Source organism: Advenella kashmirensis W13003 (assembly GCF_000506985.1).
GTDB lineage: Bacteria > Pseudomonadota > Gammaproteobacteria > Burkholderiales > Burkholderiaceae_B > Advenella > Advenella kashmirensis_A.
The window spans coordinates 11,853-38,729 of record NZ_KI650985.1; the positions used below are offsets into that span (position 1 = coordinate 11,853).

A 26,877-nucleotide genomic window follows, 5' to 3' on the forward strand; every position below is an offset into this window, starting at 1 on the left:
AGCGTGAAGAAAATAGAAAATGTGGACAAACGATTGTGTAAAACTGATAGATCATTGGTGTAGTCAATCCTCGCTGGCAATGGGCGGGTTTTCGTATGTGATCGCAATCCCGGCAAAGGACGAGCAGGAAACTGTGGAAGCGTGCCTGCAGGCTTGCTGGCAGAGTATGCAACGGTCCCTTGCAAACGGAAAAATTCTGCTTGTGATCAATAATACGCGCGACGACAGTCAATTGAAGGCCACGACTTGGGCACGCAAAACCAATTGCCCTCTGGAGATTATCAATATTATCGTTGCAAATGAATATGCCCAGGCTGGTTTGATACGAAAAATGGCGATGGAACAGGCGGCACTGTCACTCCGGTCGGGTGGAGTGATCATGAGTACCGATGCAGACTCTCGACCGGAGCCGGACTGGGTCGCAGCTAATCTGGCTCGCATTGCCGAAGGATACCACCTAGTGTGTGGTGACATTCTGCTGGATTCGACTGACCCGCAATACGAGGCTATTTGCGCGATTCACAGCAAGAATGCGCTGGAAGGACAATATCGTCAGGCCTGCATGGAGCTGATCCATAAGGTGGATACAGATCCAGACAATCAATGGCCCCATCACAATCAGGTTTCTGGGGCAAGTCTCGCTATAACGCGCCAGGTGCACGACGCAATTGGCGGGGTCCCAGCAGTGCCTCTGGCTGAGGATCGGGCGCTGGCGAAATGCATAGCGCTGCATAATTATCGCATTTGTTATTGTGCCGAGGCGAGAGTCGTAACGTCCTGCCGCATGATCGGGCGGGCAGGAGGAGGCATGGCCGAGGCGTTGCGGATCCGGGCCGGTAACGGGGATTATCTGATAGACGAGTCCCTTGAGCCTGCGCATTTAGTGCTATTGCGAGCCAAGACTCGCGCCTGGGCCAGACGAATATGTCGCTCGAGTACGAGCCGTCACGACCTATATGAATTCCTGGCTATCGCTCCGGTGCATTACGGGGCGCTGGATGGTGCACATCAGCTCGGCAGGTTCCTGCATCTGCTAGAACAATTAGCCCCGGGCCTGCAGGCAGAGCGACTGCTTTATAGCCAGTTGCCCACGCAACTGCAGACAATTCAAACAATGCTAGAACAAGTCGATATGACTTGATTGACAGCGTTTTCTTGTGTGCAGCAGATATCTGCTACGCAGCAAATCAGGATTTAAAATGACTAAATGGATCGTGGCGTTAAGTGTTTTGGCCGTATACGCCAATGCGGGGATATTTCTGGCAAGCTGGGGGCTTAGATGGTCGGTCCTGCTTGTTAACTGGAAAAAGCGCAGGAAAAGATCGGCCATTCCACACGATGATGCAGATGGTGTGCAGTCAGACGAAATGACGCGACAGGGTAGCGATATTTACTTTTCGGTGCACCTGCCTACGCATAATGAGCCCTCTGATATTGTGATCAAAACCATTAACTCTATTCTGGCATCGGATTACAGCCATTTCGAATTGCTCGTGATCGATAACAATACCAGCGATAACGATTTATGGATGCCCGTCCGCGACTTCTGCCTCGATAAGGGACCTCGGCTACGGTTTTATCACTGTATGAATGTAAAAAATGCGAAGGCGGGTGCTTTGAATATTGCGAGAGGTCTGTGCGATCGTCAGGCGACGCACGTTGTCATCGTCGATGCGGACTATACCGTGCACACAGATTTTCTGAGTCGAGCGGTCAGCCAGCTGTCACAGGCTCGGTATGATTATCTTCAATTCCCTCAGTCGTATCGCGGTAAGGGCGCAGGCGGACTGAAAAACGAGCTTGGTCTCTATTTTTCTACTGTGAGTAAGGCGGCAGATGCGGCCAATACCATGTTGCTGACCGGAACACTCTCCGTCATTTCCGTGGAAGCATTAAATTGTCTTGGCGGCTGGAACACTACTACACTCACCGAGGATGCGGAGATAGGTTTGCAATTGCATATGCGGGGTTTTCGCGGACGCTATATCGGCCAGCCCGCTGGCGCAGGTCTATTGCCTTTTACCTTTGCTGATCTGGAAAAACAACGCGAGCGCTGGATCCACGGCAATTTCCAGGTTCTTACGCGATATTTCATGCAGATTATGACCGTGAAGAAGACTTATATGCTCGCAATACTCTGCCAGCTCTCCGCATGGTTTGCCTATTTATTGGTACCGATGATATTCCTGCTGTTGGTTCCGTTTCAGATGGGTTCTCGTCCACTCCCCGAGTTTGCACGATGGGGTGCCACGGTTGCAGCAGCGACCATCATTTTGGATTTTTTGGCACGTTTTATCTTTATCTGGCTCTCAGGTATAGGCCCAACACTCGTAGCCGTGGTAAATGCATTTATTGCTTCGTGGTCGCTGGCTGGCGCTAGCTCGCTGGCCACATTCACCGGTTATCTGCCTGTCGCCAAGACGTTTCATCGCACCAACAAGAGTATATGCGAGTCGAGCATAGCTACTTCAGATAGCAAAAAGACGCTTGTCGTTGCTCTGCTCGGCCTAATCGTAATGGCAAAAGCTCTGTACGCGGGAATGCTCTGGATAGCCATAGCCGGATTGTTGGCTGTGCTAATGCTGCCATTTCAATGGGTGCTCAGTCACCATTTGCGGCAGTATTGTAGTCACTTCCGATTCGGTCAAAAGGATGAGAGAAGATAACTATCTGACACGCCTGATCCATAGATAGTTAGCATGATCTGGATCGTCATAGCATTTCTGTTGAGGCTACGGTTTGACCGTCAGTTTGCTGCCAACGAATGATTCCGGTAAGTAATCGCAGCAATGTTCGGCAACGAATCCTTCGTTGACGTCTTTGATAGTTTGGCGTACCCTCGTTAATGTGGTCTACGCTGAGGGCGTAAAACTACATACTTTGTTTCAAACATTCAGGAGGTCAGTATGGTTGATAAATCAGAAATTAAAGAGCATGCGGAAGTAGTCGACAATAATGGAAATATCGTGGGCGTGGTCGATCATCTGGAGGGAGATCATGAGATCAAGTTAGCAAAAAACGCTCCTGAATCTGGTGGCCAACATCATTTGATTCCTATCTCTTGGGTAGATAGAATCGAGGAGAATCAGGTGGTCTTATCCAAATCTATCTCCGAAGTTGAACAGAATTGGAAAGCGATCTAGGCACGTTTACGAGCAGTAGCGCTCAAACATTGCCTAACATGTCCATGGCCGCTAACGCGGTCATTTCATTATGTATTCACGAAACAGAGATAAATACTTACCTTCCAGCAAAACGGCTGGTATGTTTTAACCGAATTGCACTATCTGAAAAGATTTATTTGAACAACTATTTTCATTCTCCAATTACGTTCTTACAACACTCTGACAATCGCAATTATTACAGTCCAACAATATCGCAAAATCGATTACCCGCTGTCATTGGTATTTTATGCTTCAAACGAGTTTATCGAAGCTTGATAAACTCTGTTACGAGACGTGTCGCCAAGGGCGTAATTGCTTTACTCCATAATTTTTATGCGTTAAATTGGGCTTAACTCTACGCAATAGCCGCATTCAAAATTTCGCGGTGAAATAAAAGATTCCCAAGGTAAATTTTTCACGAAAATGTCATTTTCAAATGCCATTTTCTTTAGGGTCTATTTTGCGAATCTATTTCTCGGATAGTTTCACGCATCACACTTCCTCGTAATTTTTTATTTTGCATATATTGCATCTGAAATCCAAGTCTCTACGTATATAGCAGTGCGAGGTTATGATAACCATGCGCCTATACCAAGGAAAGCTAGACCTGTTCTAGATCTAGACCCAGCAAAACGACTTATTGCTGGCTTTTTCCGCCATGTTGCATATGCATCATGGATTAACCTAGTAATCAGGAGTTCATTATGAAAATCCTTACTCATTCGGCAGTTGCTATGTGCTTGATCTTTGGCGCAGGTAGCGCTTTAGCGGCAGATGTGACAAACAAGGAAAATACCCAGGAAAGTATGTCTGACGACAGCAAACTTGACGAGGCTCCTCCTGTCAATAAAATGCCCGGCAACAGTATGGATAAATCTTCGACATCTGGAAGTTCGATGTCCCATGAAAGCGAACCTAAAGAGAGCATGTCTAACGACAGCAAGCCAAAAGAAGGGGTATCCAACGATAGCAAAGGTGATATGAAGAACTAGCAAGATCGCATAATGCGCCGCTCAAAATTAAAGCGTATTTTGCCAAGATCGGTCTGTCAACGCTTAGGCGGTCACACCAGTAGAAAGCCCCTTACTAGAAAACTCTGACGGCTCAAGATAAATGTTCAGTATTCCGAATTGTTTTAAAACTGTGTTTATGCTTCGACTGACGATTTTCTGTCGGTCGAAGTTAGCCACTTTCATTAAATCCACAAAAGGGTCTATTCGGACTGACTTTTTCGTGACTCTCGCACTTCTCGTGCAATACTTCCAGTTCTTTATCCATCATTTCCTCCATAAATTCATCTTCAGCGTCTCATTCTGGTGGAAACGATACTTGCAATCTGCGCGCAGACGAGCCATTTGGTTACGATAAGTGTAATATTAGACGTGTAAGGTAAATGTCAGAACATGGCTTTATTGGCTGCAACGCCTCAAGCTGCCAGTTCCATTTAGATTCTGCTTAGCTGATAATCTGAGATTGAGGAGGGTATCCGCTCGAAGATCATGGAGACGGCACTGGTCGGCCTTTCATAGCAGACCGAACGGCCTGAATAAAACTCAAGGAAAAGATGAATATTTGTCCGAAGTGTTCGACCGAGTTAGAAGACGACGCCACAAGTTGTGTCTCTTGCGGCTATGCTATGAACACACCAGAACGAACTAAGACGGGCAAATTTATTAAATGGTTATTTATCATCTTTAATATTGTGATGGTGTGCTGGGTACTTGCAGCAATGGGTACATTTGGATCGGTCGACACAACCTCACAGGCTAAGGCATTACCTCACGGCACCGAGAACTCAGAAGAAATAGGGGTGTCAATGATAGTCATGATTTGGTTGATTTGTAATGGTATTTTGGGTGTACTCGTTCTAGACACGAGAGCTAGAAAAAGGTCTTTACATGAATCAAATAAAAATGTGGAGGAGTAACCTTTTCCAGCAACTTGACTTCATTAAAAAGTATTGCGCCGCTAAATTCCCAAAACATATTCAGCCCAGTTCGTCGTATAAATATCGAATCCCAAGCAGCGAAAACCCGAGAAGCGCCGTCACAAACACTAAAACACCGCCTGCCTGCACCATCCTTATCGCCGGTAGCGGTGTTTCAACAGTTAGGTGATGGTTCAGGCCAAGGTTCGCACCTTGGGTTCACGCTCCCACTGCCGTGTTTTCGCTAATGCGATGAACGACTGGATGTCCTCCGGGGCTACTATACCCGCATCGGGTGTGATGCCGGCAGCTGTCAGTATTTTGTGTGTGCCTTTGCACGCCGCAATCGCTTTCAGGTGCCCAAAAGCGTCACGAAACCAGTCAACGGCCGCCGCCTCAAAAATCAATTTTTCCGCTTCATCCATTGGCAAAATACTGACTACACCGTCGAACACTATGGAAGGTGTGCCCGCAAGCTGCCCGTCTGCCGTGACGTACGTCCCGTTATCCAGCGTTACCCCCCGTTTTTGGGCAACCAATTTAACCATGGCTCCAGCCTGTTCTACCGCGGTTTTTATTCCTTCAATACTTTCGGCGTTAGAACCGTCTGCGATTAGTATGCCTATGGTTCGGCCATCAAGTGTATCTTTCATACGATCAATAATACGTAGTGCTGGAGACAAATCTAGATCCTGCACTGGAACAGCTGGCGCAATGGCATCAGGCAGGGATTTTAGACCCAGTCCGTCGCCAACACGTTTTGCCAGGCTCTCATCAATAGTGCGCAATTGGCTGACTACAGCCAGCCGTACATGCTCCGTTTCGACTTTTGACAGCTCGAAAACGAGGGCAGAGGCCAGATGGGCCTGCTCAATTTCGGATTGACTGCGATAAAACATTCGCGCCTGACTGTAATGATCGGCAAAACTGTCGGCTCGGATCCGTGACTTGACGCCCTCTGCGTGAACCGACGCACTGTGAAAACCTGTCTTCTGGCTCGCGCGCGGTTTGTCTTCCTCAAGGCTTTGTGGCTCATAAGCCGTTCTTCCCTTGTATATCTGTGTCTGCATATGCCCATCCCGTTGCAGATTATGAAATGGGCATTTGGGCGCATTGATCGGGATCTGGGTAAAATTCGGGCCGCCTAGGCGAATTAACTGAGTATCGAGATAAGAAAAAAGCCGCCCTTGAAGTAGAGGATCCTCTGAAAAATCAATACCAGGGACGATATTTGCCGGACAAAAAGCCACTTGCTCGGTTTCGGCAAAAAAACTATCCGGCCAGCGATTCAGAACCATACGTCCAATTATTTGCAGCGGGACTAACTCTTCTGGTATCAGTTTGGTTGAATCCAGATGATCAAAAGGAAACGTGGCAGCCTCTTCCTCGGTGAACAGTTGAACGCCCAGCTCCCATTCCGGAAAATCGCCATTTTGAATAGCTTCGAAAAAGTCTCGACGATGAAAATCAGGGTCTGCACCCGCGATCTTGACCGCTTCGTCCCATATTGTGGACTGCAGACCGATCTTCGGACGCCAATGGAATTTAACAAAGGTGCTGACGCCTTCTTTGTTTACTAATCGGAAGCTGTGAATACCAAAGCCCTCAATCATGCGCAATGACCGTGGGATGGCTCGATCGCTCATCGCCCACATGATCATATGCATAGACTCAGGCATCAGAGAAATGAAATCCCAAAAAGTGTCATGAGCAGTAGCTGCCTGAGGAAAGCCACGGTCTGGCTCCATTTTGACTGCGTGAACCAAGTCTGGAAATTTCATCGCGTCTTGTATGAAGAACACCGGAATATTATTGCCGACCAGGTCCCAGTTACCCTCTTGGGTGTACAGTTTGACTGCAAAGCCACGCACATCCCTCGGTGTATCAATCGAGCCGCTTCCTCCTGCTACGGTCGAGAAGCGACAGAAGACTGGCGTTTGGACATTTTTCTCAGTAAGTATCTTTGCAGTCGTATATTTGGACAGCGATTTGGTTAATTCAAAAAAACCATGAGCACCCGTACCACGGGCGTGGACGACCCGCTCGGGGATGCGCTCATGATCGAAATGGGTTATTTTTTCTCGAAGAACGAAATCTTCCAGTAATGTCGGACCATGGGGCGTAGAACGCAGAGAATTCTGATTATCGCTGATAGCCAACCCCTGTTGAGTGGTGATCACCGGGTGGGAACCACCTGCTTGCTGCTGCAATTCCCCGGCATTACCTTTCTCGTTTTTAACATTATTGCCAGTGCGGGGAATCGATTTTTCTTTACGTGACTGCATACAAATCTCCTAAAGCGCTAAATTCAAAAAAGGGAAACGCATAATCGAGCGCCAGGTGCTAGGCCCTACTGACCAAAAGTGCGAAACGATTAAGTGGGAGCGTTATAAAAAAAGCCTATTTTCATTATGCCCCTGTAACACTCAAACATACGAAAACCATTTTAAGAAGTTGTAAGGACTCGTGTGAATTTGAACTAGGAAGCTTGGTGCGATAATGCCAATACAGCAATAACTTCGTCGAAACAAGCCTGCTTTTCAGCAAACATCGTCAATTGGACAATGGCTTAAATTTATTGCAGGAGACACGATATGTTAAGTGGTTGTAACTTAGAAGAATTGCCAACCAAATTGTTGTTAGTATTAATCGTAGTCTTTCATTGAACATAGGCAACAGGAGAAAGATATGAATAAAGATATTGCACAAGGAAAATGGGAACAGCTCAAAGGCTCTATAAAGGAAAAATGGGGCGACTTGACTGACGATGAAATTACGCAAGTAAATGGAAACGCTGAAAAAATGTGCGGCGTTCTCCAAGAACGATATGGAAGGACCAGAGAAGAAGCGGAGACAGAGGTCAATGATTTCTGGGCCCGTCAAGATTCAGGAATGTAAAGTTTGTTTATCAGATAAGCCCGCCCCATCAAGCGGGCTTATTGTTACTGATTTGGGAGGTTAAAATTGAGAGGTCGTTGACGGGCCAAGAATTTAGCGGCCTATAGCAACAATACGTGCAATCCCTGGTCCAGCGAAGCTATGCCACGCCGGAAAAGCCATGAAAGAAAAAATAAAGACCGATTCCAACTAATGGGCAGGACAGCTTAAGCATAGACGCATAATAGTTCCCGCGGACGGCTGGCGCAATTGAGTGGGGAAAGCTGGAAAAGGTTATTTTATACGGTAGGAAATTCTTATGAATAAAGACATAGCTCAAGGTAGATGGGAGCAGCTCAAAGGCATCGTTAAACAAACTTGGGGGAATCTGACCGACGACGGTATTGCACAAATAAACGGTAATGCTCAGAAAATGGCCGGATTGTTGCAAGAGACGTATGGTATGAATAGAGAGGATGCTGAACGCGAAGTGAACAGATTTTGGAACACGCATAATAAATGAGGCGAGCAACAAGGTTTGTAAATCTAGCATTTGGCCTCAGGGGGCTGCAGGTCCTTCAACGCCTCGGCAGCAAATTCATACGCGTGCACAGCTCTCCAATTTGAGAGTCACTTTGTTGAGAGTCACTTTGTAAAGCGCGATTCGGAGCAAGCTTGGGACAGACTGACCTGTCGCCACGGTGAAGGCGCACCATTGGTGTCTCTAGGAATACCAGCAAATGGCGCGAGCTACGCTGCCAAGGGTTGGCAGAACACTTGATCCCTTGATATTCCCGGCCGAGTAAACATTCAATCTGGCCGAACACGTCGAGAAGTCTCTAGATATCGCTAGCATTCGTCGAGGCACAACATGTCTTCAATTGGGAATAGGATGCCTGGTTCCCGGCGCAAGAAAGGCCAAAAAGTCCATGTAGCTTGCTTTGCGAACGCAACAGTTTTAAATAAGCTCTAACAGTGATGCCTCCGCACAAGCGTGGCGACGCAATGCCTTCACCTATCCGAATTTTATAATATTCATTCCAAACATTGCGTCGTGCGGTAGTATAGACTAAATCACGTATGAATTGTGAAACCGTTTCAAAAAATGCCAGCTATCGCCAGGCCCCACGGGACGAACTTAAGGCAAAGCGAGTGACAGAGACTTTTCGCATGAAATAATAGTAAAAACCGCCACGTCAAATGCCCGCTCCTTATCAAGTTGAAGCAAAAACCTTTCTTAAAGTTAAGTTTCTTCCTTCAAAGAGTAATTGGCTCGGACCTCTTCTAATTTTGTATATTGAGTTTGAGGCAATTTGTGTCGGGCCGATTCTTACGTGCCGCGTAAACTGATGGCCGGGGGTAGCTGCCGCCGCTTGAACTCGCTATCGCTCACTAATGCACCGACCCGCTCGAAAAGGGTGTCCTGCTGGTTTTTTGGTACTTTTTGATCCAGAAGCTGTTTGGCACGTACACTTTCATCCACCGTCCCAAGGATGACTTGAAGCAACAGATCGAGGATATCGTAATCAGGTAGACTGTCCGAATCCTTTTGGTCAGGCGCTAGCTCTGCCGAAGGCGCCTTGTCAATAATTTTCTGAGGAATGACTTCTTTGCCTGCGTTTCTGTTCATGTGGCGCGCGAGGGCAAACACTTCGGTCTTGTAGAGATCGCCAATAAGGTTCAGCCCGCCGCAGGTATCGCCATACAGAGTGCAATAACCTACTGAGGCTTCGGATTTATTTCCCGTAGACAGAACCAAATGCCCATAAAGATTCGAGTAAGTCATGAGTAAAACACCCCGAGCTCGGGCTTGAAGATTCTCCAGTGCGACTCCCGAGACGGGTGCATTCAGGTTTAATGCCATTCTTTCAGAAATCCGATCTACGATGTCTATAATTGGGCATTTGAGTAATTTGACGCCGAGGCCCTCGCAAAGTGTCTTCGAATCCTCAACACTTCCTTCGCTTGAATAACATGAAGGCATGGTGATTGCGGTAACCCTTGTGGGGCCCAATGCCTGAGATGCCAATGCGATAGTAAGAGCGCTGTCCAATCCACCCGAACTGCCCACCAAAACGTTGCAAAAACCATTAACGTCTAAATAATTGCACAATCCAGAATTAATGCGTTGCTGATAGCCTTGGAGGATGCTCGGGCTGATCGAATCTGCGAGGCTTGCATTCATGGCACGTTCCTTATAAGAAATTAATAGGTTGTGATGCAGCAGCCAGAAATTTAAATAGCTGGGCGATCACAAAAGAAATCTCGCTTCAGTAAGGCTCAAAACATTTATCCTGCCCTAACAAGTACGGAGAACCCCATCGGTATCTTAAACCTTCTTCTCTTTCCAGGCGCATCTTTTAAAAGATTCAATAACCTTCAAATGTCTGCTGATCCCACATTAGGGGGCAAGTCGGTCTAACGCGCTTCTATCTTTCGAAACGGTCATCGCGCGGAAACGTTGTGATCTTAAAGGCTAGGTAACATATGAGCTTTCAGGGGTGCCCCCCTTGCAATAGCATCCATGAGCAATTGGGGTTATGAAAGAAATGGTTTGTTTGTAGTGCATTGATTGACTGCCAAGCAACCTTGGAATAAGTGACCGCGCGGTTGCTTAGCGCATAATGCAGCGCGCGACAGATACGTACGGCAAAGTCATTCGCGACGCACGAGCCAACGATATTCGACAATTCAGACACAGAAGCGGATAAATTCCAATAGCTAGGAAAACTGAAAGCTGCTCTGTTTTGCTTGTACTTCTGCTAAGCAGGTGAGACACAGAGAGTCTCGTATTCTGATCTATGAAGCTTCCCTGATTAATCGAACCATACTTAACTTCACTTGAAAATTCCCATTCTTTAATTCAATCGGTTAATAACACTCGGTGTAATGTAGAATGAGTTCAATTCTTTTTTTGAAAATGAACATTCACTTTCAAGAAAAGCAAATAGATACCGACAAATAAAGATAACAATCCATCTCGCAGGTATACTGATTTTTCCGATAAGAATTTCATGAGATTCTTTAACTTAGTTATTTCGGAGTTTTTCAGAATGAGCTTGTTATTTGATGTTTTTGAAATGCAGCAAACATTGGGTGAGGCCTTTTTACGCAGTACAGCAATTTATTGGTGTATTTACTTGCTTTTTAGATTGGGCGGTCGACGCAATATTGGCTCGCTTGGATTCGCTGATATAGTGGTTGTTATCCTCGTGTCTGAAGCTGTCGGTAACGGGCTATCGGGTCCTTCCGATACTGTTACGGATGGACTGGTTGTTGCCGCGGGGATCGTGCTATGGTCTGCTCTAGTCGACCGCCTCGGATACTTTTTTCCAGTTGTCAATCAAATTCTGGAGCCTCATAGGCTACTCCTAATAAAGAACGGGGTGCTGCAATTGAACAATATGCGTCGCGAATACGTGACACGCACTGAACTGATGGAACAGTTGCGAATAAGTGGTATCGAGGAACTAAGCGAAGTTAAACGCGCCTATCTGGAATCCAATGGTGAAATGAGCGTCATCAAGGAAGACAGCGGCCGCAAGTCTTCTGCTGCTAGCTCCAGAACCAGCTCAAATCACTCTGAATCATCGGCCCAAAAGACGTGGAATGAAAATTTATAAGAATAGAGGTTCGCTGACTCGCGGCCTTAAACGTACTTACACAGCGAAATGATTAAATAACTTTAATAAAATGGAATTAATATGGATAAAATTTTTGCTAAATTCGCTAACGCTACCGCACATGCAACTGGTAGCCCTATTACTTTTATTATTTGCGTTGCAGCAGTTCTGTTATGGGCAATCGCTGGGCCGTTTTTTGGATTCTCAGAGACATGGCAGTTGGTCATAAACACCGGAACCACAATTGTCACTTTCCTGATGGTTTTTTTGATTCAAAACACTCAAAATCGTGATAGCGCAGCGCTGCAGACAAAACTGGATGAAATTATTCGCTCCTCAGATGCAGAAGACGAATTTATGGGCATCGAAACAATGACCGATAAAGAACTTGAGGTCTTGCATGCGAGATGTGAAGAAGCGGCCCAGCGTTCACAACGATTTCTGGAGAAAACCCATAGCGAACGATTGCAGAGATCGAAAAAAAGAGAACAGATGCAAGGCAAGCCGCGCCTACGCTCCCGAACAAATTAAAACGCTCAAGAGTGAGTGTACTGGGATTTTTAACTCACACTGGTCCTGGCTCTGAAACCGGTAGAAAAAGGGGTAATAATTCGTTAATTTCCGCCGGCATATCACCAAACCGTGTTAGACATACAGGTAAGCTCTTGTCATTCTGATATTGAGCTTTTTACGTATGCGAGGTGATACGATGATTAACGAGGAGAGTATCCAAAATAAAGCAGCGCAAGCTGCTGATAAAGCGCAGTCAGCCACAGAAGACTTTATCGATGATCCGAAAAAAGAGATCAGACGTCGTGCGAGCGAGACCGCAGGAAATGCTAGATATGCCGCTAACTCACTGGTCGATTCGATCGAAGATTGTGCCCGAAAGAGTCCCGGATGCGCCTTATTAGTAGCGGGTTTGATTGGCGTGTGTATCGGTCGACATTTCTATAAAAACTGAGCTAGGTGCGAATGGGAGAGTCCATCAATTTAAGCAAAGTTAATTCGCGATTGTAACTCTCTCACTAACAGCAAAGTCGTATTGTGATCTCTTAAAGAGGTTACATGAGGCACACTATCCATTTAGTTGACTGATGGCTAAGCTGTCTTTATCAGCGATCAAAAGGGGTTCCTATGGTTTGGCATACATTGTTTTTCTTTTTTCTGGCTCTTGTCTCAGCGTTTTTCGGCTTTAGCGGCGTCCTAACGTGGGGCGCGCTCATTGCACAAATTTTATTCTTCATTTTCTTAGTGCTAGCCTTATTTACTATATTTATTAGGAAAAAGCGGTGAAGTCTTATGAGCAAGTTTAATTTAATAAGCTTTTGAAAAAAGTGCGACGAGGAAGCTGTGTTAACTGATCCATTAGTCCTAATACTTTTGTACTTTATCATTCCTCTGTGGCTGGTTGCAGGTTTCGCCGACTGGGTTTGCCATCGAGTAACGCATATCGATAGAACATCGGGTCCGCAGGAATCTATTTTTCATCTGTTGCAGTTTTGCCAAGTGGGAATCGCGCTGCTTTCTGGCCTATTTTTGGAAATAAACGCCGGCGTGATAGCGTTTATCATTATTATGTTTCTCGTCCATGAGGCAACTGCGTTCTGGGATCTTAATTATGCCGTCGATAAACGAAAAATAACGCCTATCGAGCAAATAGTCCACAGCTTCTTGGAAATGATCCCGCTAATGGCCATTGTTTGTGTAAGTGCGTTACATTGGGGCCAATTTATAGCTCTTTTCGGCTTTGGAGAAGAAAAAGCGCAATTTTTATGGAGCTGGAAAAATCCTCAACTGCCCGTCGCATATTTCATTTTGCTCTTGGTATCGGTCTTATTGTTTGCTGTTATTCCATATTGCGAAGAATTAGTTAGATGCCTTAATGCCAGGTATGGCTGGAGTAGGCCATACCTCCGTCAGGACAAGGATGAAAACGAGTCTAATGCTGCTGACCGTTTCTAAGGGCTGAGGAGCAGCAATATATTAGCCTCTATTTTGATAATCACGTAGCGCTAACGCTTTTTTAAGCCGTCTTTCCAATAGGAGTAAATGTCTGTGAGTAAACGCCCTGATCTCGTTGTCTGAGGTTCGATTTTCTGCCTCTTTAAAAATTTGAATCAATTCTATTTGTGCGGAGATCCCTATTTGCTCCACGTATCTTTTTTCGTAATGCCCTGTATTCAAGTTTAAAGATTTTAGTTGACTGCTTTGTACCGGTGAGGGCTCAATTGGTGGTGAGAACCCTTTTTCTAAAGAGACCACAATGATATCTACTATGAGGCTGAGATTCTCATTAACGAGATATTCCGAAAAATCCTTTAAATTATTGCTCACAGCCTTCTGAGGAACGAATCTACTTGCTTCGATTTCGAAATGTATTATTTCAGCGGCTCTTCTTAAGAATATTTTATCTGAACAACCAACCACGTTTTTTTTCAATAGGCCATCTTGGGAAGTGGACGCCAAAGTCACACAAAGAGGCTCAGAGGGCATAGCGAGTGGGCCGACAGTGAGTAGAATTATGAAAGCAGAAAAGGTAAAGATTTTCATTTCCATACCGCCTCTACATATAAGAAGAATTATGGCGTTTTAATTTTTGTACAATCTTTCTTTAAATAAACACTGGCCGAACTATTAACAGAAATATTCTAAGAGATGCAGCTTAGCCGATTGAAGTACAAAACATGCTTGCCGTGATGTCTGAATGTATCAGTTTAAGCCCGCGAAGAGCGGGCATTTTTTGTGAGCATTTATTTTTATCAATGCTTGAAATCAGATCGGTCATGGATTGCGGATTCTAACCTTTCCAACCAAGTAGTACGCGAAACTGTATCCTCTCGGTACCAATCTCTGTGATGCAAGTCTGAAATATTGGATTTCAGCCAATATTCGAATTCAGGACCCTTTTTATTCATAACATTAACATACGGCGTACGACTTTTTAATGATATGGACATGAACTTCCCCTTCTCATAAGAATCGATTAGCTAGAACAATCTTTTGGCCGATGTAAGCTACTTAATCCCGGAATGGCCATCGTTCCAGAAACGCAGGAAATGGAAATCTCCTCGGAACCTTAAAGAATTTATCCTTTTATTTCTTTTTACATCCACCCATACTTTGCCCGTCCAATAGGCCTTGCGTTCTGCGTCAGAGAACAGTTTAATTGAATATGTCCCCGGCTTTCCGGGTAAAGAGTCATCGACACAATGCCACATATGTATGTCTCCTTATGTTGATTGCTTTTCGTTAGGTCATCGTGTTCTTAGCCTATACGCAAAAGCACTAGTTTGTCGATTAATAAGTATCTATACATTTCTGCGCTTTGTGGCGAGGCGCGATTTCTGGACCTAAATGTTAGTAACTAGACTCTAATCGAGGTGATTCTGTGCCCAATGAATCTTAAGCCGTATAGTTCCAAACTGGATCTTCACTGTAAATAATTCTTTCAATTCTGCCCCTCTAATTTTTGGCTTTCGGTGGGCGCGTTATTTTTTCTTGAGTGGGATATCTGGAGACCGGGGCATAATACCTTGCGTCTTTGGGCATTGGATAAGAGAGAATAAACTTTATGGAGCCATCTTCATTATGTATTGTCATTGAGCCGTCCAACGAAAGCATATAACAATGACCGAAATTTAAGACTAGACGACGGGACTCAGAATGGAAATAGTCTCCTGCCTCTCCTTCCTTTGTAAATTTCCAAAGGTTGTCCTCTTTCAAAAGATGAAATTTATGCATGGTTGATCGCTCCAAAAAAAATTTAAGGGCCAACAACGGCGTTCTTACAATAGATTTAGCAGTAGTCGCGGCATACGGGCCGGATAGGAAAATAACCCATTGACTTATCCGTAGGCTAGGAACTATTTCGGGTAATATTTAGACAGAGGTAATGACATTCCATTATATAGCTTACATTCTGTCTTGAGAGCAAACATATCGAATCAATCCATTTTAAATAAATTAGGTAAGGGTTACGCTCAAATGAGACACTTTTGCGAAGTATTACTCAACCTTAGACGAAAGTTATTAACGCATGATTACGCAAGGTCCGTATTTACTAACAAGAAAAGCACTATAACGTTTGCGTTTCCACGGTACGTGGCCAATACTGAACCGTAACATTTACTTTTCTATCAAAGAATAAAGGTATCGTCGATCGGGCGGCGTTCTCTCTTCGATTAGTCTCCAATTACAAAAATGCGAGAGACGAAAAGCAAACTTTGTCTGTATTAATAGGAGTAAGCCACATGCAAAGAATCGCAATCGTCAGTGAACATGCATCCCCTTTGGCAGCCCTCGGCGGAGTCGATAGTGGAGGCCAAAATCTTTATGTCGCCAATGTCGCACGAGAATTGGCTAGGTTGGGCCACCGCATTGATATTTTTACTCGTCTGGATAATCCCGGTCTGCCGCCCGAATTGGCCTGGGATGAGAACGTGCGTATTGTTCATGTCCCTGCGGGCCCAGCTCTTTCTATACCCAAGGAGAGTTTACTTCCTTACATGGATGAATTCGGCAAATACATGCTGGAATTTGCCCGTCAGCAAGACCTTCAATATGACGTCATACATGCCAATTTTTTTATGTCTGCATTGGCCGCGATGCCGTTAGCTCGCAATTGCGATATTCCACTTGCTGTCACGTTCCACGCGTTAGGTAAAGTCAGGCGTCTACACCAAGCAAATAACGACCTTTTTTCTGATCGTCGTTTCACAATTGAAGAAGACATTGTGCGCATTGCTGACTGTATCATCGCAGAATGCCCTCAGGATAAGCATGATTTAATAAATCTCTATAGCGCAGATCCCGCGAAAATTAGAATGGTACCCTGCGGTTATGATCCGTCGGAGCTGCGTCCCATTGAAAAAAAAACCGCCCGGGAAAGGTTGGGATGGGACGAAAGGGCTTTTCATATTCTCCAACTCGGTCGAATGGTGCCTCGAAAGGGTATAGATAATGTGATAAGTGCAGTGGCGCGGTTGCGACGCAACCATAAAGTAGACGCACGCCTCTGCGTTGTGGGAGGCAACTTATCAGATGCAAACTTAGGAGACGTTGATGAATATGATCGCCTTCAAACATTAGCTCATGATGAAGATATAGAGAGCTTCGTAGATTTTGCAGGTAGCAGAGCAAGGGATCAACTGAGTCAATATTACAGTGCGAGCGACGTTTTTGTCACCACACCTTGGTACGAACCTTTTGGTATAACACCGCTGGAAGCGATGGCTTGCCACCGACCCGTCATTGGATCAGATACCGGAGGCATCAAGTACACCATAGTGGATGGAATAACCGGTTTCCTAGTGCCGCCGAAAGATCCGACAGCTTTAGCCGAAAAACTGGCTGTCCTCGCAGGGAATCCTGACCACGCAGTGAAGATGGGGCACGCTGGAGCAGCACGCGCACAAGAAATGTTTACCTGGGAGCATGTCAGTTCAGCGCTGTCAGAAATATTCCAAGCTCTGAATAGCAAAAACAGCACGCTTAATTCCCCGGCAACTTCCTCTCACCTCACATTGGTCAACTGATTCAATATTCATAGGAGCGGTAATGCACGATTACGATTATGAAAATCTCTCTGGCCGGGTCATTCTTGTCACCGGCGGCGGTCGTGGCCTTGGAGCTGCCATTTGCGAAACCCTATCAAAAGAAGGGGCGCAAGTAGCCGTTGCCGATATTAACAAGTCGACAGCAAGCCAAGTTGCCGATGAAATTACTTTCGGTGGCCATACTGCAGAAGCCTATGCGATGGATGTGGGCGATGAAAGAGATATTATCAAAACGTATGACAATATAATCAATCGATTCGGACATCTGGATGCCATTATAAACAACGCCGGCATCGACGTCACAGTCGGGATACGAGAAATGAAAGCCTCTGATTGGCACAAGGTCCTGGCTACAAATCTTACAGGACCGTTTCTTGTTTCCAAACATGGATTACCACATTTGTGCCCAGGCGGCCATATCATTAACGTCGCTTCTACAGCGGCCCGCCGAGCATGGCCGAACGCAAGTGCATACCATGCCAGCAAATGGGGGCTTATGGGATTGACACACGCGCTACATTCAGAATTGCGCAGTGAAGGAATAAAAGTCTCGGCCGTGATTGCAGGTGGAATGCGAACGCCTTTTTTGCTGGACAGGTTCCCTGAACTTGATGCGCAATTATTACAAGACCCTAAAAACGTTGCCCGGACAATAAAGTTCGTATTAACACAACCACCTGAAACTGTCATTCCAGAAGTGATGGTGCTCCCCATGAAGGAGTCATCATGGCCTTGAAATCTGCTATCTTTCTGGATAAGGACGGAACATTACTAAAAGATATCCCCTACAACGTGGATCCTAACAAAATGGAATTCGCGCCCGGCGCGAAAGAAGGACTTGCTCGGATAGCTCAGCTGGCTTTACCGATTTTTGTAATCACAAATCAGCCAGGAATTGCATTAGAAAAATTCTGTCTCGACGACATTGAGGATATGGAGACCAAACTAAGGCAAATGTTTTTGGAAGCAGGAGCCGAGCTAGCGGGTCTTTATTTCTGTCCCCATCATCCAGATGGTTCCTTGCTACAGTACACGTGCGAGTGCATGTGTCGCAAGCCTGAGCCTGGCTTGCTGCTGGAAGCGGCAAAGCAGCATGATATTGCTTTGAGCGAATCCTGGTTCATTGGGGATATTCTCAACGACATCGAAGCCGGCAGAAGGGCGGGGTGCCGAACGATACTCATTGATAACGGCAACGAGACAGAGTGGGTTTTAAATGCGCTGAGGACTCCCCATTACCGAGCTCGTGATATGGAGATAGCTAGCCGCATTCTGGTAGACGAATGTCAAATGCTTGACGAGGCCTACTCATGAGACCGACAACTCGCTGGGATCAGGCAAAAAACATACTTTGCATTCGCTTGGATAATATGGGCGACGTGCTGATGACAACCCCCGCCATGATGGCTCTAAAGTCGGCAGGAACGAGTAGACGTATAACCCTCTTAGCTTCACCCTCCGGGGCTGCATTAAGTCCGTACCTTAATTTCCTAGAAAAAACAATTACTTACGATGCACCGTGGGTGAAGAATGATAAGAATGATCCGTCTGCCGACGAAAGCATTTTAAGCCAATTGCGACAAGAAAAATTCGATGCTGCAGTTATTTTTACTGTGTATAGCCAGAGTCCTTTACCCGCAGCCTTACTGTGTCGAATGGCTGGTATCCCTTTGGTACTAGCGCATTGCCGAGAAAATCCGTACCAGTTGCTATCTGACTGGATCCCCGAGTCCGAGCCCGAATCCATCACGCGCCATGAATCCCAGCGTCAGCTGGATCTTGTAAAGCACGTCCAAGCGTATTCAGCAGACCCAAGATTAGTTTTCAAGACAAAAGCCATTGATCGAGTCCGCCTATACGAGAAGCTCAATGCCAGCCATATACGACAAGACGTGCCGTGGATAGTGGCTCACTGTGGTGCAACCGCGGCATCGCGTCGTTATCCAGTTGAGCATTATATAGAGGCCATGAGATTGTTGGGCGGCCGGGCCGGGCAGATCATTTTGACAGGAGATGCCTCGGAGCAGGAGCTGACCAGACAGATCATCCAAAAATGCGCAACTCATGCCCCCCTCTTTGATTTTGCCGGGCGGCTTGCGTTAGGTGAGTTTGCCTGTCTGATTGAGAACGCATCGCTCCTGCTTTCGAACAATACGGGTCCTGTCCACATCGCTGCTGCGGTCGGTACACCGATAGTCGATCTTTACGCCTTGACCAATCCCCAGCATACGCCCTGGATGGTACCAAACCGTGTGCTTTCTCACGATGTGCCGTGTAAGAATTGTTATCGCAGCGTCTGCCCTGAAAAACATCACAATTGTCTGCGTTTGGTAACCCCGAAAAGTGTGCGCGACGCAGTGATGGATCTGCTGACCCGCACGAAAGGTCCGATTGATCTGCGGGCAGCTGGTTGAATTGAAGGAGAATTGCGAATGCTAACCTTAGGTATAAATGCAACATTTCACGATTGTTCCGCTTCGATAGTACGGGACGGCATTGTTCTGGCCGCAGTGGAAGAGGAGCGTTTTACACGCATTAAACACGGTAAGCGTCCGGTTCCTTTCTCCACCTGGCAGCTTCCTTATTACGCCATTGACTATTGTCTCGAGAAAGCCGGATGCGATCTCTCAGAAGTTGACCATATTGTATATGGATTTGATCCAGCTCTCATAAAGGAAGAAATTGCGCCTGCAGGGCATATTGAACTTCCGCTTGAACCGTCTGCGGAATGGGACGGTCCGGGTTCTCCTTGGGGCGGTCTGTTCCTATCCTATATTCTGAACGCTCCGCGACAGCTCATTGACGGGGTTCCGTTACATTTGCAGAAGCGTTTTCGCTCCGATACCTTACAGCATATTCTTGACCGCTGGCAGTTCCTTGAACATCATTTGTGCCACGAAGCCAGTGCTTTTTTGGCGTCGCCCTATGAAGAGACAGCCGTTCTAACAATGGACGGCCGCGGTGAACGGACCACAACCAGTTATGGACATTTCGCCAACGGCAAATATAAACGCTTGAAACAGATATTCCTGCCCCATTCGCTTGGGCTGTTGTACGAGGAAGTGACGAGCTATCTTGGATTTCTTCATTCTTCAGACGAATATAAGGTGATGGCTCTTGCATCTTATGGAGAACCAGTGTTCCTGGACGAATTTCGAGACATCCTTCGATACGATGGAGAAGGAGGCTATACGCTTCACCCGATTCGACTGGAGGAAAGATTCGGACCACCGCGGGTGCGCGGGGATGAGTTTATACCCGCCCACATGAATATTGCACATTCTCTACAAAAGGTTCTTGAGGAGACGGTGTTGAGCATGGCCGATTGGCTCCATCGCCAAACTGGATCCACTAACCTGTGCATGGCAGGAGGCGTAGCACTTAACTGCGTGCTCAATTCTCATTTGGCAGTACACAGTTCCTTTGACAATGTGTGGGTACAGCCCGCAGCAGGTGACGCGGGTACTTCATTGGGCGCAGCGTTACTGATGAATGTGCAACACCACCAGGGGAAGCAGGATGCACAATGGGTGATGAACCACGCTTACCTTGGGCCCGATTATAACGACGCGGAAATTGAGCGATTTCTCACGCGTTCCGGTGTAAAGCATCAAAAATTGGAGAATGTCGCTCATACAGCAGCCCAGTGGCTTGCAGACGAGAAAGTGATAGGCTGGTTTCAAGGGCCCATGGAATTTGGGCCCCGCGCACTGGGCGCTCGTTCCATTCTAGCGTCCCCGCGCAATAGTGACATGCAATCGCGTCTCAACGAACTCAAAGATCGTGAGGATTTTCGGCCCGTCGCTCCTGTGGTCCTTGCTGAGCGTGCCCATGAATGGTTCGATAGTCAGGGAAAAGAAAAGATCGAGGCACCTTTCATGCTTTTTGTGTTTGATGTGCTGCCCGGTAAGGCTGATCTTATCCCGGCAGTGCGTCACACTGACGGGACCGCCCGCGTACAGACCGTTAGCGCACAGCAAAACCCCTTACTACATAACTTGCTGACCCACTTTGAGACGTGCACCGGTGTGCCTGTCCTCGTAAATACCTCGTTTAATACCCGAGGAGAGCCGGTAGTGTGTAGTCCTAGAGACGCATTGGAATCATTCTGGACTTCACCCTTGGACGCCCTGTTCATTGGGAGTTATTTGGTTGAGAAAGCGTCATGAAAACAGGTTCACGTATTCAAGTAAGCGTGGTGGTGCCCACTTATCGCAGGCCCGATTTGTTAGAACGATGCCTAGAGGCACTCCAGCGCCAGACCCTTTTTCCTGCGGATTATGAAATTATCATTTGTGACGACGGCCCCAGTGAAATGGCCAACCGTGTGGTGCGCAATGCTCGAGCAGCCATGCCAAACGGCCCGCAAATCCATTATCATGAAGTCACTCAGACGCAAGGCCCTGCCGGAGCACGCAATATCGGATGGCAATACTCGCGCGCACCTATCATCGCCTTTACGGACGACGATACGATCCCCGACTCAGACTGGCTTAAAGCGGGTCTGGACGCGCTTGCAACAGAAGCTGATGCTGTAAGCGGACATATATCAATGCCGTTGCCTAAGGAGCCAACCGACATCGAATTGGATGCCGCGGACTTGACCCACGCCGAATTCGTTACAGCCAACTGCTTTATACGCCGAGATATTCTCAACAAACTCGGAGGATTCGATGAACGATTCGCAATGGCTTGGCGTGAGGACTCAGACCTGCACTTCACCCTGCTTGAAACAGGGCATTCTATCGTTAAGGCTCCCAACGCTCTTGTTACGCATCCTTTAAGGCCTATGCCATTTTCTGCCGGGATTGGGATGCAAAAAAAAATTGTCTATGATGTGTTGCTATTTCGTAAGCATCCCAGGCTCTATAGGGAGAGAATCCGGCAGGGTCCTCCTTGGCTATATTTGTCTATCACATTGTTACTAACACTTGCGGTACTCTTTGCGTTAGCCGGCCGTGCAGATATTGCCATTATTGCGTTCGGACTCTGGGGTATATTGACTCTGCGATTCTTTTTGACTCGTTTAGTACACAGTGCGCTCACGATGCGCAATGCCCTCGAGGTGTTGTTAACCTCCATTGTGATTCCCCCGTTGTCAATCTTTTGGCGGATGGTCGGGATAAGTCGCTATGGAGCGAGATTGCCATGAAGCCAACAGGTATCGACTGGAACGTGCCCATTAAAAACGTAGCCATATTCAGAGCCTTAAATCTCGGTGATATGCTATGCGTCATTCCAGCGTTGCGCGTGTTGCGCCGACAACTGCCCAAGGCGCATATTTCGCTCATTGGGCTCAGAAGTGCAATTCCCGTATTGGAAAGATTTCCTGAATATGTGGATGAGCTGATCGAGTTCCCCGGTGATGCCGCTTTTCCTGAACAGCCTGTCCAGGAAAATAGAGTGTCTGATTTTTATCGTGATATGCGAGCCCGATCATTTGATTTGGCTCTGCAAATTCACGGGAGCGGCCAGCGCGCTAATGATATCGTAAAAACCATGGCTCCCCGGCAATGGGCCGGCTTTGTTCCTGAGCCTAACCAGACAGTCCCGGGTCAGCTTTTGCCATGGCCAGATGATCTTCACGAAATCCATCGTTATCTCGCATTATTGCAACATATTGGTCTGGAAGCGAGTGACGACACATTGGAATTCCCTGTGAGCACTTCAGACAGAGATTCGGCAGACTCCGTTGCGATGAAAAACGGCCTCACGCTGAACAAAACCGTCTTTATCCATCCGGGTGCGAGATTGGCGTCCAGGCGGTGGCCATTGGAGCGCTTTGCTCAGGTGGCAAGACAATTAGCCCAAGAGGGGTGGCAGATCGCAATAACCGGAAGCGCGGGCGAATCAGCCATGGCCAAGGGCTTGGAGGCGAGAACGGGCCACAGGCTGGTCGATCTATGCGGCGCTACCTCGCTTGGGAGCCTCGCCAGTTTGTTGCAACGCGGAAGGCTGCTGATCTGCAACGATACCGGCGTCTCACACGTTGCCGCCAGTGTACATGCTACAAGCGTCGTGATCGCCTCAGGCAGCGACGTGGCCCGCTGGGGGCCTCTAGATAGAAAGAGGCATACCGTTTTGTATACACCAATAGGATGTAGGCCATGTGCATACGATCAATGTCCCATTGGACATCCGTGCGCGTTGGGTGTGCAAGTTGATCGCGTTATGCGTGAAATCAATCGGCATCTGAACCAAGGAGTGCCGCAATGAAACCCTTGCGCATTCTCACTTGGCACGTTCACGGCAACTATCTCTATTCTCTGTCCCGTTTGCCGCACGAGTTCATTATCCCGGTATCCGATGACAATCGTCCCGGCTATTCATATCTGGGCGCGAAAATTCCATGGGGGGACAATATTCGCATGGTTCCAGTGAACCAGCTCTCCGAGTTGGATTTTGATTGTGTTATTTACCAGTCAAGACAAGCATATGAGCAAGACCGCCTGCAGATATTGAATCCGGTTCAGCAAAAACTGCCGAGTATATACGTCGAGCATAACCCTCCAGAGCCTCATCCCACCGATACTAGGCATGTCTTTCAGGTTGAGCACGGCATTCTCGTTCACGTGACTCAGTATAACGCTTTGATGTGGGATTCTGGTATTACGCCGGCAACGATCATTGAGCATGGCGTGCCCGAATCTCCAGGAATCACCTATGGCGGGGAGCTGGCAAAGGGCATTGTGGTAATTAATAATCTTGCCAGCCGTGGCAGACGGGTCGGGGTGGATATCTATGAAAAGATCCAGCAATCAGTGCCGCTTGACCTGATTGGTATGGATTCAGAGCGCTTGAACGGAGGGCTCGGGGAAGTCAAAAATATGGATGTCCCCGCATGCATTGCACATTATCGGTTCTTTTTTACACCCATTCGCTATGCGAGCCTGGGTTTATCTCTGGTGGAGGCAATGATGGTCGGTATGCCTGTGGTTGGGATTGCCGCTACCGAATTGCCGCATGTGATTCAAAACGGCGTAAACGGTTATGTTAGCAATCGCCCGGTGGAATTAATGTATGTCTGTAATGAGCTTTTAAAAGATCGGAAACTTGCGCTCCAGTGGGGGCAGGCGGCACAACAAACTGCTCGTGAACGTTTCAATATTACGAGGTTCGTTGCCGACTGGGAACGTGTACTTTTACAATTGAGGGCGTAAAGCATGTCTGAACAAAAGATCGACCAAAAGGTGATTCTAGTGGCAGGAGGTGCCGGTTTCCTTGGTGTACATCTTTGTAGGACGTTATTGACGCAGGGACATGAGGTGATTTGCGTAGATAATTTCCTCACAGGATCTGAAGATAATCTTGCTCCTTTGAACGAACACCCAAATTTCAATGCGCTGAAACACGACATTATCGATCCGCTGCCATCTAACCTTCACCCTGATCAAATCTATAACCTCGCCTGTGCAGCCTCGCCACGACGATACCAGGCTGATCCTATTCATACGGTCCGAACCTGCGTGCAGGGTGTATTTAATCTGCTCGAGCTGGCTTCAACACGGAATGCGCGAATTCTCCAGGCATCGACCAGTGAAATTTATGGTGATCCAAAAGAGCATCCGCAGCACGAAAGCTATCATGGCAACGTAAACCCGGTGGGAATCCGGTCATGTTATGACGAAGGCAAACGGTGTGCGGAAACCCTAATGTCGGATTATGGAAGAACGCGCGGTGTTACGGCGAAGATTGCGCGCATTTTCAATACCTATGGGCCAGGTATGGCTGTAGATGACGGGCGAGTCGTTTCTACGTTTATTGACCAGGCACTGCGTGCAAAAGCTCTGACAGTCTACGGAGATGGCAGCCAGACACGGTCGTTATGCTACGTCGACGACATGATCAAGGGCTTAATCCTTCTTATGAACAGCGTGGACACCTTTCGAGGACCAGTGAATCTAGGCAATACGCAAGAGATTTCTGTTCTAGATATCGCATTGCGTATTAGCGAGCTTGCGCCTCACGAGCCGAAAATCGTGTTTAAACCGCTGCCAGCCGACGATCCAACAGTGCGTTGTCCGGATATAGCGCTTGCTCGGCGTCATTTGGATTGGAATCCGACCGTCCAATTTGAGGAAGGCCTAAGGCTGACCTATGCGCATTTTGCGCGGACAGCCAATGGCCGGCAACTGCCTGAAAGTGGCATTGGACCGGCCAATTCGCATATTGAAAAATAGAGGTATCGTTATGAATGTAGTGGTGATTGGATCTGGATATGTAGGGCTGGTGACCGGCTGTTGTCTGGCAGAGGCGGGAAACAATGTTGTCTGTGTAGACCATGACGTAAAAAAAGTAAACGCGCTGACTGGCGGCACATTGCCGTTTTATGAACCCGAGCTGGAAGCCATTCTTGACGAACAGATCCAAGGCGGGCGCCTGACTTTCACGACCTCGATCCGCCATGCGATGGGAAAAGCGAACGTGGTGTTCCTGGCCGTGGGCACGCCACCAAATTCAGATGGCAGCGCCAACCTCCATAATCTTTTGGACTGTGCTAAAACGCTGGGGCAGGCGATCCCAGACGACTGCGTGGTGGTGGTGAAATCCACTGTCCCCGTGGGAACGTGCGAACGGATTAGAAGAATCTTGAATAATGCTACCGAAATTGGGCGCCATACACAACGGATAAGTATTGCATCAAATCCTGAATTTCTTGCAGAAGGGCGGGCAGTTCAAGATTTCCGTGATCCAGATCGCATCGTAATAGGCGCAGATGATCCGCATGCATTTTCGGTGTTGAGCGATTTATACGCGCCTTTTAATTTGGATGGGAACCGGTTGATCCTCATGGATATACGCAGTGCTGAATTCGCGAAATATGCCTGCAATTCTATGCTGGCAGCACGGATATCGATGATTAATGAACTATCCGGTCTGGCAGGAGCGCTCAGTGCAGATATCAATGCAATATGCCGGGTATTGAAGGGGGATGCGCGGATTGGAGGGAGCTATTTACATCCGGGCGTGGGATATGGCGGTTCATGCCTGCCGAAAGATCTAAGTGCGTTGATCGATTTGGCGCAAACAGTGGATGAGCCGGCGGATATGCTACGGAGTATTCAAAAAGTAAATCTAGACCAGCGAGAACGTCTTTTTCATGCAATTCGGACCCATTTCAATGACAAACTTCGGGGCAAAACCATAGGAGTCTGGGGACTGTCGTTTAAGCCAGGGACAGACGACGTGCGAGCAGCCCCGAGTCTATCGCTCATCAGCAGCTTGGTTCAAGCGGGCGCGATCGTTCGGGCGTATGATCCGGTAGCAGAACACGCTGCACAAAAGGCACTTGGCGATATGCAGGTTCATTACAGCCCTTGCGCTATGGATGTTTGCGCCAATGCGGACGCCCTAGCTGTGATGACAGAATGGGAAGAATTTGGCCACCCTGATTTCAAAGAGGTCGCACATCAGATGCGAGGCAACATGATATTTGATGCGCGAGGCTTATATCAGAGCGAGACCTTACAACGATATGGGCTAGAGCATTACGTGCTTGGGCAGAATAAATTCGGACGCGTAAAAATGAATGTGGCACAGAATAATCAGAGAACGTGGAAACAGTGGTTCGCAAGGCAAGAGGGAGGGGAAGCGGCCCATTCAAATTTGCGCAAAATCGTCCCTTAATTTGTACTAGCTCAGACATGATCTGACAGTTACCCGCTTGTAATGCAGTGTCTGTCAGATTAGATTTGGTTCACATTCTTCGATTCCCAAACCGCCTTACC

The 26,877-nt window shown here is 47.3% G+C and carries 25 protein-coding genes and 1 pseudogene; 23 read left to right on the forward strand and 3 right to left on the reverse strand.

The features are described 5' to 3' along the window. The first annotated feature begins 19 nt into the window (after positions 1-19). The 6 genes and pseudogenes from W822_RS45530 (at position 20) to W822_RS45550 (ending at position 5,091) form a co-directional block, all read left to right on the forward strand. Entirely contained in the window at positions 20-1,141 is a 1,122-nt protein-coding gene (locus tag W822_RS45530) for a glycosyltransferase family 2 protein (RefSeq protein ID WP_024007512.1), read from the forward strand. Between the two features lie 58 nt (positions 1,142-1,199). After that, entirely contained in the window at positions 1,200-2,666 is a 1,467-nt protein-coding gene (locus tag W822_RS45535; RefSeq protein WP_024007513.1) for a glycosyltransferase family 2 protein, read from the forward strand. A gap of 240 nt (positions 2,667-2,906) precedes the next feature. Beyond that, positions 2,907-3,143, forward strand: coding sequence for a DUF2171 domain-containing protein (locus tag W822_RS45540; RefSeq protein WP_024007514.1), 237 nt, complete (start codon positions 2,907-2,909; stop codon positions 3,141-3,143). 725 nt (positions 3,144-3,868) lie between these two features. After that, positions 3,869-4,156, forward strand: coding sequence for a hypothetical protein (locus tag W822_RS45545; protein WP_024007515.1), 288 nt, complete (start codon positions 3,869-3,871; stop codon positions 4,154-4,156). A gap of 572 nt (positions 4,157-4,728) precedes the next feature. Next, a pseudogene (locus W822_RS46840) lies at positions 4,729-4,797 on the forward strand (zinc-ribbon domain-containing protein); the annotation flags it as partial. Positions 4,798-4,800: 3 nt separating this feature from the next. Further along, positions 4,801-5,091, forward strand: coding sequence for a hypothetical protein (locus W822_RS45550; protein ID WP_155848236.1), 291 nt, complete (start codon positions 4,801-4,803; stop codon positions 5,089-5,091). A 194-nt stretch (positions 5,092-5,285) separates the two neighbouring features. On the opposite strand, the gene W822_RS45555 is transcribed toward W822_RS45550, so the two are convergent. Next, the gene (locus tag W822_RS45555; protein WP_024007518.1) at positions 5,286-7,376 is read right to left on the reverse strand and encodes a catalase; all 2,091 of its coding nucleotides are present in this window, start codon (positions 7,374-7,376) and stop codon (positions 5,286-5,288) included. 403 nt (positions 7,377-7,779) lie between these two features. Between W822_RS45555 and W822_RS45560 the strand changes: the two genes are divergently transcribed. Both W822_RS45560 and W822_RS45565 read left to right on the forward strand, forming a co-directional pair. Beyond that, a complete protein-coding gene (locus tag W822_RS45560) occupies positions 7,780-7,989 on the forward strand; it encodes a CsbD family protein (RefSeq protein WP_024007519.1) in 210 nt (69 codons plus the stop codon). A gap of 298 nt (positions 7,990-8,287) precedes the next feature. Next, positions 8,288-8,491 carry a CsbD family protein gene (locus W822_RS45565; RefSeq protein ID WP_024007520.1) on the forward strand — a complete coding sequence of 68 codons (204 nt, stop codon included), beginning with the start codon at positions 8,288-8,290 and terminating at the stop codon, positions 8,489-8,491. Positions 8,492-9,298: 807 nt separating this feature from the next. Here the strand turns inward: W822_RS45565 and nadE are convergent. Beyond that, positions 9,299-10,153, reverse strand: a complete 855-nt coding sequence (gene nadE / locus W822_RS45570) for an NAD(+) synthase (RefSeq protein WP_024007521.1) — start codon at positions 10,151-10,153, stop codon at positions 9,299-9,301. A gap of 868 nt (positions 10,154-11,021) precedes the next feature. Between nadE and W822_RS0124260 the strand changes: the two genes are divergently transcribed. The 5 genes from W822_RS0124260 (at position 11,022) to W822_RS45585 (ending at position 13,556) form a co-directional block, all read left to right on the forward strand. Continuing rightward, the gene (locus W822_RS0124260) at positions 11,022-11,591 is read left to right on the forward strand and encodes a DUF421 domain-containing protein (protein WP_081724496.1); all 570 of its coding nucleotides are present in this window, start codon (positions 11,022-11,024) and stop codon (positions 11,589-11,591) included. Positions 11,592-11,672: 81 nt separating this feature from the next. Then, complete coding sequence (locus W822_RS45575) at positions 11,673-12,122, forward strand: low affinity iron permease family protein (protein WP_024007524.1); 450 nt, start codon at positions 11,673-11,675, stop codon at positions 12,120-12,122. A gap of 178 nt (positions 12,123-12,300) precedes the next feature. Next, positions 12,301-12,555, forward strand: a complete 255-nt coding sequence (locus W822_RS45580; protein ID WP_024007525.1) for a hypothetical protein — start codon at positions 12,301-12,303, stop codon at positions 12,553-12,555. Between the two features lie 173 nt (positions 12,556-12,728). Next, positions 12,729-12,887 carry a DUF1328 domain-containing protein gene (locus W822_RS46260; protein WP_024007526.1) on the forward strand — a complete coding sequence of 53 codons (159 nt, stop codon included), beginning with the start codon at positions 12,729-12,731 and terminating at the stop codon, positions 12,885-12,887. A 57-nt stretch (positions 12,888-12,944) separates the two neighbouring features. After that, entirely contained in the window at positions 12,945-13,556 is a 612-nt protein-coding gene (locus W822_RS45585; RefSeq protein WP_024007527.1) for a hypothetical protein, read from the forward strand. A 21-nt stretch (positions 13,557-13,577) separates the two neighbouring features. On the opposite strand, the gene W822_RS45590 is transcribed toward W822_RS45585, so the two are convergent. After that, entirely contained in the window at positions 13,578-14,150 is a 573-nt protein-coding gene (locus W822_RS45590; RefSeq protein ID WP_081724494.1) for a DUF4142 domain-containing protein, read from the reverse strand. Positions 14,151-15,844: 1,694 nt separating this feature from the next. Here W822_RS45590 and W822_RS45595 point away from each other — a divergent pair. Genes W822_RS45595 through W822_RS45635 form a run of 10 tightly spaced genes read left to right on the forward strand, consistent with a single transcriptional unit; the run spans position 15,845 to position 26,776 of the window. Next, the gene (locus tag W822_RS45595; RefSeq protein ID WP_024007530.1) at positions 15,845-17,128 is read left to right on the forward strand and encodes a glycosyltransferase family 4 protein; all 1,284 of its coding nucleotides are present in this window, start codon (positions 15,845-15,847) and stop codon (positions 17,126-17,128) included. A gap of 22 nt (positions 17,129-17,150) precedes the next feature. Then, on the forward strand, positions 17,151-17,885 hold the full coding sequence (locus tag W822_RS45600; RefSeq protein WP_024007531.1) for an SDR family oxidoreductase: 735 nt from the start codon (positions 17,151-17,153) through the stop codon (positions 17,883-17,885). Beyond that, complete coding sequence (locus W822_RS45605) at positions 17,876-18,463, forward strand: D-glycero-alpha-D-manno-heptose-1,7-bisphosphate 7-phosphatase (RefSeq protein ID WP_024007532.1); 588 nt, start codon at positions 17,876-17,878, stop codon at positions 18,461-18,463. Before W822_RS45600 ends, W822_RS45605 begins: the two co-directional genes overlap by 10 nt. Then, on the forward strand, positions 18,460-19,563 hold the full coding sequence (locus W822_RS45610; RefSeq protein WP_024007533.1) for a glycosyltransferase family 9 protein: 1,104 nt from the start codon (positions 18,460-18,462) through the stop codon (positions 19,561-19,563). The genes W822_RS45605 and W822_RS45610 overlap by 4 nt, the downstream gene beginning before the upstream one ends. Before the next feature lie 18 nt (positions 19,564-19,581). After that, the gene (locus W822_RS45615) at positions 19,582-21,318 is read left to right on the forward strand and encodes a carbamoyltransferase family protein (RefSeq protein ID WP_024007534.1); all 1,737 of its coding nucleotides are present in this window, start codon (positions 19,582-19,584) and stop codon (positions 21,316-21,318) included. Then, the gene (locus W822_RS45620) at positions 21,315-22,301 is read left to right on the forward strand and encodes a glycosyltransferase family 2 protein (RefSeq protein WP_024007535.1); all 987 of its coding nucleotides are present in this window, start codon (positions 21,315-21,317) and stop codon (positions 22,299-22,301) included. The genes W822_RS45615 and W822_RS45620 overlap by 4 nt, the downstream gene beginning before the upstream one ends. After that, the gene (locus W822_RS45625) at positions 22,298-23,365 is read left to right on the forward strand and encodes a glycosyltransferase family 9 protein (RefSeq protein WP_024007536.1); all 1,068 of its coding nucleotides are present in this window, start codon (positions 22,298-22,300) and stop codon (positions 23,363-23,365) included. Before W822_RS45620 ends, W822_RS45625 begins: the two co-directional genes overlap by 4 nt. Beyond that, on the forward strand, positions 23,362-24,309 hold the full coding sequence (locus W822_RS45630; RefSeq protein WP_024007537.1) for a glycosyltransferase: 948 nt from the start codon (positions 23,362-23,364) through the stop codon (positions 24,307-24,309). The genes W822_RS45625 and W822_RS45630 overlap by 4 nt, the downstream gene beginning before the upstream one ends. Before the next feature lie 3 nt (positions 24,310-24,312). Continuing rightward, positions 24,313-25,329: a UDP-glucuronic acid decarboxylase family protein gene (locus W822_RS0124265; protein WP_034281191.1), complete on the forward strand. Its 1,017-nt coding sequence runs from the start codon at positions 24,313-24,315 to the stop codon at positions 25,327-25,329. Further along, positions 25,271-26,776, forward strand: a complete 1,506-nt coding sequence (locus W822_RS45635; protein WP_172642836.1) for a UDP-glucose dehydrogenase family protein — start codon at positions 25,271-25,273, stop codon at positions 26,774-26,776. Before W822_RS0124265 ends, W822_RS45635 begins: the two co-directional genes overlap by 59 nt. The last annotated feature ends 101 nt before the right edge of the window (positions 26,777-26,877 follow it).